The 11,900-nt window shown below is 68.9% G+C and carries 10 protein-coding genes and 1 pseudogene; 3 read left to right on the top strand and 8 right to left on the bottom strand.

What is annotated here, in order from left to right; genetic code table 11:
• The first annotated feature begins 20 nt into the window (after window positions 1–20).
• The 3 genes and pseudogenes from OG747_RS37860 (at window position 21) to OG747_RS37850 (ending at window position 1,834) form a co-directional block, all read left to right on the top strand.
• Window positions 21–677, top strand: coding sequence for a hypothetical protein (locus OG747_RS37860; RefSeq protein ID WP_405883860.1), 657 nt, complete (start codon window positions 21–23; stop codon window positions 675–677).
• 483 nt (window positions 678–1,160) lie between these two features.
• Window positions 1,161–1,490 (top strand): annotated as a pseudogene (locus tag OG747_RS37855) (methyltransferase); the annotation flags it as partial.
• Window positions 1,491–1,537: 47 nt separating this feature from the next.
• Entirely contained in the window at window positions 1,538–1,834 is a 297-nt protein-coding gene (locus OG747_RS37850; protein WP_399400449.1) for a DUF6087 family protein, read from the top strand.
• A 167-nt stretch (window positions 1,835–2,001) separates the two neighbouring features.
• Here the strand turns inward: OG747_RS37850 and OG747_RS37845 are convergent, their stop codons facing one another.
• The 8 genes from OG747_RS37845 to OG747_RS37810 all read right to left on the bottom strand — a co-directional run bounded on the left by OG747_RS37845 (window position 2,002) and on the right by OG747_RS37810 (window position 11,754).
• Window positions 2,002–3,549 (bottom strand): NCS1 family nucleobase:cation symporter-1, encoded by a 1,548-nt coding sequence (locus OG747_RS37845; RefSeq protein WP_405883859.1) that lies wholly within the window; start codon window positions 3,547–3,549, stop codon window positions 2,002–2,004.
• Between the two features lie 152 nt (window positions 3,550–3,701).
• Window positions 3,702–4,016: a hypothetical protein gene (locus tag OG747_RS37840; protein ID WP_405883858.1), complete on the bottom strand. Its 315-nt coding sequence runs from the start codon at window positions 4,014–4,016 to the stop codon at window positions 3,702–3,704.
• Window positions 4,017–4,218: 202 nt separating this feature from the next.
• On the bottom strand, window positions 4,219–5,241 hold the full coding sequence (locus OG747_RS37835; RefSeq protein ID WP_405883856.1) for a TIGR03842 family LLM class F420-dependent oxidoreductase: 1,023 nt from the start codon (window positions 5,239–5,241) through the stop codon (window positions 4,219–4,221).
• Window positions 5,242–5,270: 29 nt separating this feature from the next.
• Window positions 5,271–6,674 carry a dihydropyrimidinase gene (hydA, locus tag OG747_RS37830; protein ID WP_405883854.1) on the bottom strand — a complete coding sequence of 468 codons (1,404 nt, stop codon included), beginning with the start codon at window positions 6,672–6,674 and terminating at the stop codon, window positions 5,271–5,273.
• 194 nt (window positions 6,675–6,868) lie between these two features.
• Window positions 6,869–7,711: a nitrilase-related carbon-nitrogen hydrolase gene (locus tag OG747_RS37825; protein WP_405883853.1), complete on the bottom strand. Its 843-nt coding sequence runs from the start codon at window positions 7,709–7,711 to the stop codon at window positions 6,869–6,871.
• Between the two features lie 332 nt (window positions 7,712–8,043).
• Window positions 8,044–9,606, bottom strand: coding sequence for a PucR family transcriptional regulator (locus OG747_RS37820; protein WP_405883852.1), 1,563 nt, complete (start codon window positions 9,604–9,606; stop codon window positions 8,044–8,046).
• 25 nt (window positions 9,607–9,631) lie between these two features.
• Window positions 9,632–10,915 (bottom strand): aspartate aminotransferase family protein, encoded by a 1,284-nt coding sequence (locus OG747_RS37815; RefSeq protein WP_405883851.1) that lies wholly within the window; start codon window positions 10,913–10,915, stop codon window positions 9,632–9,634.
• Window positions 10,912–11,754: a nitrilase-related carbon-nitrogen hydrolase gene (locus tag OG747_RS37810; protein WP_405883850.1), complete on the bottom strand. Its 843-nt coding sequence runs from the start codon at window positions 11,752–11,754 to the stop codon at window positions 10,912–10,914. Before OG747_RS37810 ends, OG747_RS37815 begins: the two co-directional genes overlap by 4 nt.
• Window positions 11,755–11,900: the final 146 nt, after the last annotated feature.

Below are 11,900 nucleotides of genomic sequence, written 5' to 3'. Positions count from 1 at the left end.
CCGTGTGGCACACCGGGCATGTGAACGAGCACCGGAGGCGGAAGGCGCTCTCGGATCTCGTCCAACAAGTCCACACCGAAGCCGACAGGACGCGCGCATCGCTCAACAGCTCTCACGCCAACGACGCCAAAGCCGTCGACGTCATCTGGCAGAACACGAGAGCACCCTTGATCACCCGTGCTGCTTCCCAGGACGGGTTCACCACCTTCATCCAACGGTCGGCCATCTACGACGAGGCCGGCATGGTTCTCGGTGGAGGGCCGGTCAAGATCGATCGATGCTTCGCTCTGACCTATCTCCACACAGCCACAGAATGGAGCGAGTCGACGCGCACCGTGGACGGCGCTCGGTGCGAGCCTGGCCGCACCCTCGCCCAAGCGGCCGCCAGTGCACGGACCAGGCTCGCGACGGCCGCCCGAACAGGTCTGACCGACACCGATGTTCAACGCGCCTTCGAAGTCCCAAGCCGGGCGTGGAGTACCGGCTTTGACGTTCGCGCCACACGAAGGCAAGGCAAGGCGGTGTCCATCGAGACAATCCTGCACCTCAAGAAGGCCGGTGCCGCGCAGCAGCAGTGCTACCAGTTCGATGTGACGTTGCCGGACGGTGACCAGACTCCACCTGATCGCCTCGCGACCGCTCGCCCGGTCGCGGACTCCGCGTGCGCGACCGGCTGAGAACGCTCTCAACGTGACGGCCTCACCGTCATGGAGAAGCCGGCGTCGTGTCCAGGGTCACGTCCACGGACGTGGTGTACCAGCCGAGGGTGTGACACATCCGGGAGATCTGTCACACCTTCGGACTCCTCTGCCGTGGCGAGCAGCCGTACACCACATCCAGGGACGTGGCCGCGTCCGGAAGCTCATCAGCGAACGCCGCGATGCCTCTGCCGAGGGCTCATCGGGTCGGAAACCTCGACAACTACCGCCGCCGTCGCCAGTGCCACGGCATGGGTATCTGGACTGGTTCAGAGGCGCCGATCCGCTCGCGCGGGCAATCCTCTTACTGGCCTTCCTGATGAACAAACGATGAGTCCGCGGGAGGAGTGAGGCAGCCGCCGGTGCCGGTGCTCACCGCCCTCACGAAGAGCACCTTCCTCACTCGCAACACCCGATGCCCGGAAAACGCCTGGGCAATGCGCGGGGTCCGCTCTGGGAGACCTGGAGGAGTGGATGCCCGCTTTCCTCGCGCAGCTCGCCGCACCCGGTGCGCAGTTCGTCCGCGCCGCCCGCAGCAACGGCTCGCCCCTGCGGTACCTGTTCGATCCGGAGCGGGAATCGTTCGTCGAGTTCATCTCTGGCGGCGAGAGCTGGACCGTCCGCCAGGGCGGCCCCGTGGCTCTGTGGGACGACATCGAACGCTCCCTTGTCGCCTGGCAGGACGCCGGGGCTCCGGATATCGATGCGGTGCGACTCCGCGTCACCGACCAGTCCCACGTGTACTGGATCGACGACTGCCCGTCGCTGCGCTTGGAACACCGGCTCGCCTGAACCGCTACCCTCCGAGGGAGCCGCCCCCCCAGCCCGTAGGAAGCACGATGGACGACGAACCGCTCTCCGAATGGGTCAAGCGCCGTGACATGAAGATGGGACAGCTCCGCGCGGCCCCTCTGGTCCCTGGCAAAGGCCTGCAGGGGGCGCATCTGAATCCTGACGCACCCCGCGTGATCGAGCGATGGAACGGGCACATCTGGGAGTTCTACGGCTTCGCGGTGAACCTCGCCGAGGCACAGCGCATCCTGTACCCCGATAACAAGGTCGCCCCAGCCTCGGGGTCGGCGCCGAAGCTCGGTCCCGGAACCGGCAGGCACCGGAAGCCTCAGGCCCCGCGATAGTCCCGGCAACGAGCTTCATCCGCAATCCAGAAAGATCCGGTGTCACTGCAGCAAGGCCGGCTCTCCCCTGCCGCAGGAGATCACCCTCGGGTCCTCGCCCTGCGGATGGCGTGCACGCCCCGGCCTCGCGGCAAGGCGCCGCGAGGCCGGGGCGGCTGCGGGGGCTGTCAGGGTCTGGTCCGCGACCCGAGGCTGAGGAGGGTGTAAATGAGGAGGGAGGAGGCGAGGCCGACGGCCCAGCCGTAGTCGGCGAGGGGCTTGAGGAAGGGGATGAGGCCGTCGGCGGGGAAGGGGCCCTGCGCGGTGCCGTTGGCGTCGACGGTGGAGTAGGAGCCGCCGATGGCGAGGACGCCACCGACGAGGAGGGCGAGGACTGCGCGAAGGTTCCAGCCGGCTGTGTACCAGTAGCGGCCGGCGGGGCGGTAGAGCTCGTCGAGGGCGAGGTGGGTGCGGCGGATGATCCAGTAGTCGGCGATGAGGATGCCCGCGACAGTGCCGAGCAGACCGCCGACGACGCCGAGCCAGGTGAAGATGTAGACATGCGGGTTGGCGATCAGCTTCCACGGCATGATGGCGATCCCCACCACGCCCGTGATCAGCGCGCCGGTACGGAAGTTGATGAACCGTGGCACCAGGTTGGCGAGGTCGTACGCCGGACTGACGACGTTCGCCGCGATGTTCACCGACAGGGTCGCGACCAGGACCACCAACAGCGCGAACAGCGTCCCCGCGACGCTGTCCATCTTCGCGGCGAGCGCGATCGGGTCCCAGATCGGCACGCCGTAGACAGCCTGTGAACCCGAGGTGACCAGCACCGACAGCAGCGCGAACAGCGTCATCGTCGTCGGCAACCCCAGCGCCTGGCCCCGGATCTGCGCGCGCTGGCTGCCGCCGAAGCGGGTGAAGTCCGGAATGTTGAGCGACAGCGTGGACCAGAAGCCGATCATGCCCATCAGGGACGGGAAGAACACCTTCCAGAAGCCGCTCCCCCACCCCAGCGCCGACGGCTGCGACAGCAGCGGACCGAATCCACCCGCCTTCACCGCGATCCACACCAGCAGCGCCAGCGCGCCCACGATCACGAACGGCGCCGCCCAGTTCTCGAACCGCCGCAGGGTCTCCATCCCTCGGGCGATCAAGGCGATCTCCAGCGCCCAGAACAGACCGAACGACAGCCACAGCGTCCACGGCTGTCCGGCGACATGACCGGCGGTCTGCCAACTTCCGCCGAAGAGTTTCCCGGCCAGCAGGAAGATCCCCTCGCCGCCGATCCAGGTCTGGATGCCGAACCAGGCACACGCCACCGCCGCCCGGATCAGCGCAGGCAGGTTCGCACCCCGCAGCCCGAACGACGCCCGCGCGAACACCGGGAACGGGATCCCGTACTTCGTCCCCGCATGCCCCGTCAGCAGCATGGGCACCAGCACGATGAGGTTGGCCAGCCCGATGGTGAAGACCGCCTGCTTCCAGTCCATGCCGAGCGCGACCAACCCGGAGGCCAGGGTCCAGGAGGGGATGTTATGAGCCATTCCCACCCAAAGACTCAAATAGTTGTAAACACCCCACGTACGTATCTCGACGGGCACCGGCGCCAGGTCGTCGTTGGTGAACCGGGCGTCGTCCAGGACGACCCCCTCGGCGAGGGCGACTCGGCCATCGGGATACGTCTGCTGGATCGTGAAGGCGTCGGGTCTTGACGGTGCATTGGAGGACATCGAAGCCACCTCGGTTCGCGGAGTCTCGTGCGGGGGAACGTGACCTTCCCGAGGGCTCGACACTGGGCCCTCTGGGTCATACGACGGAGCGGGACGGCAGTCAGCCCCTGGTGCTGTCTCGCGGAAAAGGGGCCGAGGCCGCAGGAACCGGCTCAACCGCACGCAGCAGCAGCCCACAGCGACAGGCTGAACCCGGACGAACCGCACCTTGCGCCTCTCCTCCGGCGCGCACTCCCACGAACCCGCAGGTCAGCACCCCGCGCCGATGTTCGTGTTTCCTCTTGCGCGACACAGAGGGCGGAGAAGTTGTACGTGGTCCAGGTGCGCTTCTCGACCGGGACCGGCAGCAGGTCCTCGTTGGCGTAGGGGCCACTGGGCGTGGGCGTGCCGGGGGCGATCTCCACCCGGCCGTCGGCGAGCGTGACTTGAGCGACGGGCGGGCCCTCGCTGGGGACAGTCTCGGTCATGGGCAGGCCAATCAAATGAGGAGTGACGGGAAAGGCCGTGCGGGGCTTCTTGGGGGGTGCGCGGGGAGCGCCCTGGCCCCCTTCCCGGGACGGCGGGAAGGGGAGAACGGGGAGAGGGCTTCAACAGCCCCTTTACCAGCGGTGGTTACTGATCGCCTTACTAGCGGTGGTTACCGGTCGTCACCGACCGAATGACTGGTCGTCACCGAGCGTTGACAGCCGGGATGACCTTCGTCCCGTACGCGTCGATGGTGGCCTCCTGCGCGTCGTGCATGTCGTACACCGCGAACTGGTCCACGCCCAGCTCGCGCAGCGCGTTCAGCTTCTCGATGTGCTGCTCGGCCGTGCCGACCAGGCAGAACCGGTCGACGATCTCGTCCGGCACGAACTTGGTGTCGGGGTTGTCGCTGCGCCCGTGGTGGGAGTAGTCGTACCCCTCGCGGGCCTTGATGTAGTCGGTGAGCTCGTCGGGTACGGCGGCGGAGTGCTCGCCGTACTTGGAGACCAGGTCGGCGACATGGTTGCCGACCATGCCGCCGAACCAGCGGCACTGCTCGCGCGCGTGGGCGAGCGCCTCCGGCGAGTCGTCCTCGGTGATGTACGCGGGCGCGGCCACGCAGATCTTCACCTCGGAGGGGTCGCGGCCCGCCTCGACGGCCGCGTCCTTCACGGCCTTGACCATGTACTCGGTGAGATAGAGGTCGGCGAGCTGGAGGATGAAGCCGTCGGCCTCCTCGCCGGTCATCTTCAGCGCCTTGGGACCGTACGCGGCCATCCAGACCGGCAGTTCGGCGCCGGGCTTGACCCACGGGAACTTGATGACGGTGCCGCCGAGGTCGGCCTCGTCGCCCCGGCCGAGGGCGCGGATGACCTTCATCGCGCCGCTGATCCGGGCGAGGGTGTTGGGCTTGCGTCCGGCGACACGCATCGCCGAGTCGCCGCGCCCGATGCCGCACACCGTGCGGTTGCCGTACATGTCGTTGAGCGTCGCGAAGGTGGAGGCGGTGACCTCCCAGGTGCGGGTGCCCGGGTTGGTGACCATCGGGCCGACCGTCAACCTCTCGGTGTTCGCGAGGATCTGACTGTAGATCACAAAGGGTTCCTGCCACAGCACGGCCGAGTCGAAGGTCCAGCCGTAGGTGAAGCCGTTGCCCTCGGCCCGCTTCATCAGGTCGATGACGCGGGAGGCAGGGGGGTCGGTCTGCAGGACGAGTCCGAAGTCCATGGCGCCACTCCTGGTCGCTCAGAGAAGGTTCAGAGAAGGTACTGACAGGTGGAGCGGGGGGTGTAGACGCCGTGACCCGCGCGTCCGGTGAACTCCCGCTCGGTGATGACCGGTTCGCCACGCGAGAGCACGGTCTCGACCTGCCCGGTGACGCGCTTGCCCTCGTACGCCGAGTAGTCGACGTTCATGTGGTGGGTCTCGACCGACATGACCTGTTCGGCATGCGGGTCGTAGATGACGATGTCGGCGTCGGCGCCCGGCGCGATGGTGCCCTTCTTCGGGTACAGGCCGAACATCCGGGCCGGGGTCGCGCAGGCGATCTCGATCCAGCGGCGGCGCGAGATGTGTCCGTCGACGACGGCCTGGTGGAGCAGGTCCATGCGGTTCTCGACGCCCGGAAGGCCATTGGGGATCTTCGAGAAGTCGCCCCGGCCGAGCTCCTTCTGGCCCACGAAGCAGAAGGGGCAGTGGTCCGTCGACACGACCTGGAGATCGTTGGTGCGCAGGCCCCGCCACAGGGCGGCCTGGTGCTCCTTGGGCCGAAGAGGCGTGCTGCACACGTACTTCGAGCCCTCGAAGTCCGGCTCCGCGAGGTTGTCGGTCGACAGGAACAGGTACTGCGGGCAGGTCTCGCCGAACACGTTCAGGCCCTCGTCGCGCGCCCGTGCCAGCTCGGCGACCGCCTCCTGTGCCGAGACGTGCACGACATACAGCGGGGCGCCCGCGACCTGGGCGAGCTTGATGGCGCGGTGGGTGGCCTCGGCCTCCAACAGCGCCTTGCGTACCTCGCCGTGGAAGCGCGGGTCGGTCTCGCCGCGTGCCAGCGCCTGCTCCACGAGGACGTCGATCGCGATGCCGTTCTCGGCGTGCATCATGATCAGGCCGCCGTTCTCGGCGGAGCGCTGCATGGCGCGCAGGATCTGGCCGTCGTCGCTGTAGAAGACGCCTGGGTAGGCCATGAACTGCTTGAAGGAGGTGACGCCCTCCTCGACCAGCAGGTCCATCTCCTTGAGCGTCTCCTGGTTGACGTCGGAGACGATCATGTGGAAGGCGTAGTCGATGGCGCACTTGCCGTCGGCCTTGGCGTTCCAGGTGTCGAGGCCCTCACGCAGCGAGTGGCCGACGCTCTGCACCGCGAAGTCGATGATGGTGGTGGTGCCGCCCCAGGCCGCGGCCCGGGTGCCCGTCTCGAAGGTGTCGGAGGCGAAGGTGCCGCCGAACGGCAGCTCCATGTGGGTGTGGGCGTCGACGCCGCCCGGGATGACGTACTTGCCGGTGGCGTCGATGGTCTTCTCGGCCGTCCACGACTCGGCCGCCGGGGTGCCGGTCGCGGCGAGGGCGACGACCCGGCCGTCCTCGATCAGGACGTCGGCATGGATCTCGTCGGACGCGGTGATGACGAGGCCATTACGGATGACAGTACGGCTGCTCATGCTCCCTCTCTCCTGCCGTGGGCTGAAAACTGCGGGTCAGCTGAAAACTGCGGGTCAGCTGAAAACTGCGGGTCAGCTGAAAACTGCGGGTCACTCGTGGCTGGTCGCGCCCACGCGGCGGAGCCGCACCATGCCACAGCCCCGCGCCCCTTCGGGGGCGCGGGAAGCCCGGCGGACTCCAGGGCGCCGCCGGGCTACGGCGCGGTCAGCGGCTCGTACGCGTCGGGACGGCGGTCCCGGTAGAACTGCCAGCGGTCGCGCACCTCGCGCAGCTTGGCCATGTCGAGGTCGCGGACGACGAGTTCGGTCTCCTTGTCGCTGGCCACCTCCCCGACGAACTGGGCCTCCGGGTCGACGAAGTACGACGTCCCGTAGAAGTCGTTGGAGCCCAGCTCCTCCACGCCCACGCGGTTGATCGCGCCCACGAAGTACTCGTTGGCGACGGCCGCCGCCGGCTGCTCCAGCTGCCAGATGTAGGAGGACAGACCGCGCGAGGTGGCCGACGGGTTGAACACGATCTCGGCGCCCGCGAGACCCAGCGCACGCCAGCCCTCCGGGAAGTGCCGGTCGTAGCAGATGTAGACGCCGATCTTGCCGGCGGCGGTGTCGAAGACCGGCCAGTCGGCGTTGCCGGGACGGAAGTAGAACTTCTCCCAGAAGCCCTCGACCTGCGGGATGTGGTGCTTGCGGTACTTGCCGAGGTACGAGCCGTCCGCGTCGATCACGGCGGCGGTGTTGTAGAGGACGCCGGGCTGCTCCTCCTCGTACATCGGCAGGACGAGGACGATGCCCAGTTCCTTGGCCAGCGCCTGGAAGCGCCGGACGATCGGGCCTTCGGGGATCTGCTCGGCGTACTCGTAGAACGCCTTGTCCTGGACCTGGCAGAAATAGGGCCCGTAGAAGAGCTCCTGGAAGCACAGCACCTGTGCGCCCTGTGCGGCCGCGTCGCGGGCCGCCTGCTCGTGGACCTGGATCATCGACTCCTTGTCGCCGGTCCAGGCAGTCTGGAAGACGGCGGCGCGGATCACTCTGCTCATCGGGACCTCCGGTCGCTCGGTGTGCTGGGGCGGGCGCCGGAAGTGCCGTCGTCCGCCCGGAGGGCGGGCCCTGCGGCGTCCGGTGCGTGCTCTCGGCGTGCCGGGCGCAAGTCCTCGTACTGGATGTACTTGGGCTTGTGCCCGGTGCGGCGAGAGTGCCTGCCGGGCGTCGTGGGGCAGACGGCACTTCCGGTGCCCGCCCCAGGAGCCTAGGAAGCCCTGACGGTGGGGTTGAGTTGCAGCGTGTCACGTCTGCGGACGTACGGCGTTCCACGGTGTCACTCCGACGTCGGCCCATGTTTCACCACCGTTTTCCCGTGCCCTCCCATGTTTCACCTCTGTTGCGCGTCGTGCGCGAGCAGTGCGATGTGTACGGACGCGGCCTGCTCGAAGTCGTCGAGGTCGACGCCGAGGCGGGCCTCTATGGCCTCCAGCCGGCGGTAGAGCGCGGGCCTGCTGACGTGATGGAGCTGAGCGGTGCGGGACTTGTTGCGGCCGGTGGCGAGGTACGTCCGCAGCACGGGCAGCAGCTCGGACTCGGCGTCGGCCCCGCACAGCAGCCCGTCCAGCTCCCGCTCGGCGAAGGACTGGACGTGCGGGTCGTCGCGCAACAGCCTCACCAGGCCGCGCAGATGGACGTCACGCAGCCGTACGAGTACCGGCTGGTCCTGGTCGGCGGGTGCGTCGGCGGCGGCCTCGGCGACGTGCAGGGCCTCGCGCAGGCCGCCGGGTACGTCGTCCCACGCGTCGCGCGCGGAGGCCGCCGCCACGGTCGCATGGACCCCGCTCTCGCTTCGCAGTCGTACGGCGAAGTGCGCGGCCAGCGCCTCCGCGTCCTGGTCCCGGGCGAGGCTGAGCAGCACGGCGGTGGCGCCGTCGGCCAACTCGGCGACCAGCCCCGGAAGCCCCAACAGGCGTAGCACGCGGTCGAGTTGGGACGGGTCGCCGTCCCGTACCACCAGCGGCACGAAGGCCCGCCGGTTGACGGGCAGCCCGGCCGCCCGCGCCCTCGGAAGCAGTTGCCGGGCCGGTACCACCCCGCTCACCAGGTCGGTGAGCAGGCTCTGGGCGGATTCCTCCTCCCAGGTGTGCACGGAGCCGCCGAGCATCCGGTGCAGGACCAGCGCCTCGGCGGCACGGTCGGCCAGCAGCCGCCCGGTCGCCGCGTCCCCCCGGTACCCGCACAGCACGATGCGGCCCCAGCGCTCGCCGCGCCCGCCCAGCTCGGCGCGGATCCAGCCGTCGCCCTCGCTGCCGCCCGCCTGCCGGGCGATGCGCTCCCAGTCGCGCAGCACGTCGTCGACCGCGGACCGCTCCCCCGCCGTGGCGAGGACGCGGTGGGCGAGGTTGGTGACGACGACCGGACAGGCGGCGTGCCCGGCGATCTCGTCGAGCATCCGTTGCAGGGGCGCGCCCGTGGTGATGAGCCCGGTGAGCGCGGTCCGTACGGCCTCGGAGAGGCTCACGGCCGCGAACTTGCTGCGGACGAGCCTGGATTGGACCTCCTCGGTCAACTCGGCGAAGGGGAAGGGCCGGTGGAGCACCACCATGGGCAGCCCGCAGCGCTCGGCGGCCCGGCGCATCACGTCCGGCGGCGCGGGGAAGGCACGGCCGAGTCCGAGAACGACCGCGGCGGCCTCCGCGCGGTGCAGCGAACGGATGTACTCGGCCTGCGCGTCCGGGTTCCCGGCCAGCAACACCCCGGTGGTGAGCACCATTTCGCCGCCGCTGAGCATCACGCCCACGTCGGCGGCCTCGGCGACGTGCACCCAGCGCACGGACCGGTCGAGATGGCCCGCGCCGGCCACCACCTCGGGCTCTCCGGCGAGCACCCGGTCCAGGGCGAGGACCTGGCGTACCGACAGGGCGGGTTCCAAGGCGGTGGCGGTGGTCATGGCGACGTTCCCTTGCTCAGACTTCCTACGGAGTACACCTCAGCGCGTGCTCGAGCATCGCCGCGCCCTCCTCCGCCTCCGCGACGGTGAGGGAGAGCGGCGGTGCGATGCGCAGCACGCTGGTGTTGTGACCGCCGCCCTTGCCGATCAGCAGGCCTTCTCGGCGGGCCTCTTCGAGCACGGCGGCGGCCCCGGCGGGGTCCGCCTCGTCCGTGCCTGGTTTGACCAGCTCCACGCCGATCATCAGCCCGCGCCCGCGGACCTCCCGTACGCCGTCGAGCGGCACGGAGATCGCCCGCAGCCGCTCGATGAGCAGGCCGCCGACGCGCCGGGCGTTGCCCTGGAGGTCGTGTTCGAGGAGGTACGAGAGGTTCGCCAGGCCCGCCGCCATCGTGACCGGCGAGCCGCCGAAGGTCGAGATGGAGTTGGAGTCCAGGCAGTTCATGATCTCGGCGCGGGCGACGACGCCGCCGATGGACATGCCGTTGCCGATGCCCTTGGCGAAGGTGAGCATGTCCGGCGGGCCGGAGGCGGCGTGCGCCTGCCAGCCCCAGAAGTGCTCGCCGGTGCGGCCCCAGCCGGTCTGCACCTCGTCGGCGATCCAGAGGATGCCATGCTCCTGCAGAACCTCGCGGAAGGCCGCGTACAGGCCGTCGGGCGGGGCCGTGAAGCCGCCGACGCCCTGGATGGGTTCGGCGATCAGGGCCGCGGGCGGGCGGATGTGGCCGAGGAGGTCCTTCAGGTCTTCGACGCAGGCCGCGATGAACTCGGCGTCGCCGAGATCGGCGTACGGGCCGCGGGTGCGGACGCCCCCGTGGACGTACAGCGTCTGGAGGGGGGACAGCGAGGTCGGTGACCAGCCCTTGTTGCCGGTGATGCCGACCGCGCTGAAGGAGCGGCCGTGGTAGCTGTTGCGCATCGCCAGGATCTGGTTGCTCTGCCGGTAGGCGGTGGCGAGCAGCAGGGCCGTGTCGTTGGCCTCGGTGCCGGAGGTGGTGAAGAAGACGCGGGCGTCCGGGATGCCGGACAGCTGGGCGATCCGTTCGGCGAGGTCGACCATCGGCCGGTTGAGGTAGAGCGTGGAGGAGTGGATGATCCGCCCGGCCTGCTCGCTGACGGCCTTCGTCACCTCGGGCAGGGCGTGCGCGGTCATCGTCGTGAGGATGCCGCCGAAGAAGTCGAGGTACTTGTTGCCCTCGGCGTCCCAGACGTGGCGGCCCTCGCCGTGGGTGATCTCGATCGGGTCGGCGTAGTAGAGGGCGAGCCAGTCGGGCAGCACCGCCTTGTGGCGCGCGTACAGGTCGGTCACGGCTGCACCAGCCCCTCGTACGCGTCGGGCCGCCGGTCGCGGTAGAACGCCCACTGTTGGCGGACCTCCTCGATCAGGTCGAAGTCGAGGTCGCGGACGACGAGCTCCTCGGTCTTGTCGCTCGCCCTCTCGCCCACGAACTGTCCGCGCGGGTCGACGAAGTACGAGGTCCCGTAGAAGTCGTTGTCGCCGTACTCCTCCTGCCCGACCCGGTTGATCGCGGCGATGAAGTACTCGTTGGCGACGGCCGCCGCGGGCTGCTCCAGCTGCCAGAGGTAGGCGGAGAGGCCGCGGGAGGTGGCGGAGGGGTTGTAGACGAGCTGGGCGCCGTTCAGGCCGAGCTGCCGCCAGCCCTCGGGGAAGTGGCGGTCGTAGCAGATGTATACGCCGATCTTCCCCACCGCCGTGTCGAAGACCGGCCACCCCAGGTTGCCCGGTTTGAAGTAGTACTTCTCCCAGAAGCCCTTCACCTGCGGGATGTGGTGCTTGCGGTACTTGCCGAGGTAGGTGCCGTCGGCGTCGATCACGGCCGCGGTGTTGAAGTAGAAGCCGGACTGCTCGACCTCGAACACGGGCACGACGATCACCATGCCGGTCTCGCGCGCGAGCTCGCGCATACGCGTGACGGTGGGCCCGTCGGGCACCGGCTCCGCCCAGCTGTAGTGCTCGGGCTCCTGGACCTGGCAGAAGTAGGGGGCGTTGAAGACTTCCTGGAATCCGATCACCTTGGCGCCCTGCCGGGCCGCCTCGCGGGCGTGCTCCTCGTGCTTGGCGACCATGGATGCGGTGTCGCCGGTCCAGGTGGCCTGGACCAGAGCGGCGCGTACGACGTTGGCCATGAGCTGCTCCTTCGACGGGACGTCAGAGAGCCTCTACGCCCGTAGACAAAGGCTGTAGAGGCTTGAAAGTAAGCCCCCTGGAGAGCCTTGCCAAGACCATCGGGGTTAACCCGCTGAGTCGATCACGTTTCGCACCCCTGTGGGTG

The organism is Streptomyces sp. NBC_01384 (genome assembly GCF_045040035.1).
GTDB lineage: Bacteria > Actinomycetota > Actinomycetes > Streptomycetales > Streptomycetaceae > Streptomyces.
The sequence above is the reverse complement of the archived record's forward strand: the minus strand, read 5'-3'. Positions and strand labels throughout refer to the sequence as shown.

Excerpts from the sequence above, each read along its gene's own strand:
- OG747_RS37850 (WP_399400449.1), top strand. The coding sequence starts at position 1,538 with ATGGACGACGAACCGCTCTCCGAATGGGTCAAGCGCCGTGACATGAAG.
- OG747_RS37845 (WP_405883859.1), bottom strand. The coding sequence starts at position 3,549 with ATGTCCTCCAATGCACCGTCAAGACCCGACGCCTTCACGATCCAGCAG.
- OG747_RS37840 (WP_405883858.1), bottom strand. The coding sequence starts at position 4,016 with ATGACCGAGACTGTCCCCAGCGAGGGCCCGCCCGTCGCTCAAGTCACG.
- OG747_RS37835 (WP_405883856.1), bottom strand. The coding sequence starts at position 5,241 with ATGGACTTCGGACTCGTCCTGCAGACCGACCCCCCTGCCTCCCGCGTC.
- hydA (WP_405883854.1), bottom strand. The coding sequence starts at position 6,674 with ATGAGCAGCCGTACTGTCATCCGTAATGGCCTCGTCATCACCGCGTCC.
- OG747_RS37825 (WP_405883853.1), bottom strand. The coding sequence starts at position 7,711 with ATGAGCAGAGTGATCCGCGCCGCCGTCTTCCAGACTGCCTGGACCGGC.
- OG747_RS37820 (WP_405883852.1), bottom strand. The coding sequence starts at position 9,606 with ATGACCACCGCCACCGCCTTGGAACCCGCCCTGTCGGTACGCCAGGTC.
- OG747_RS37810 (WP_405883850.1), bottom strand. The coding sequence starts at position 11,754 with ATGGCCAACGTCGTACGCGCCGCTCTGGTCCAGGCCACCTGGACCGGC.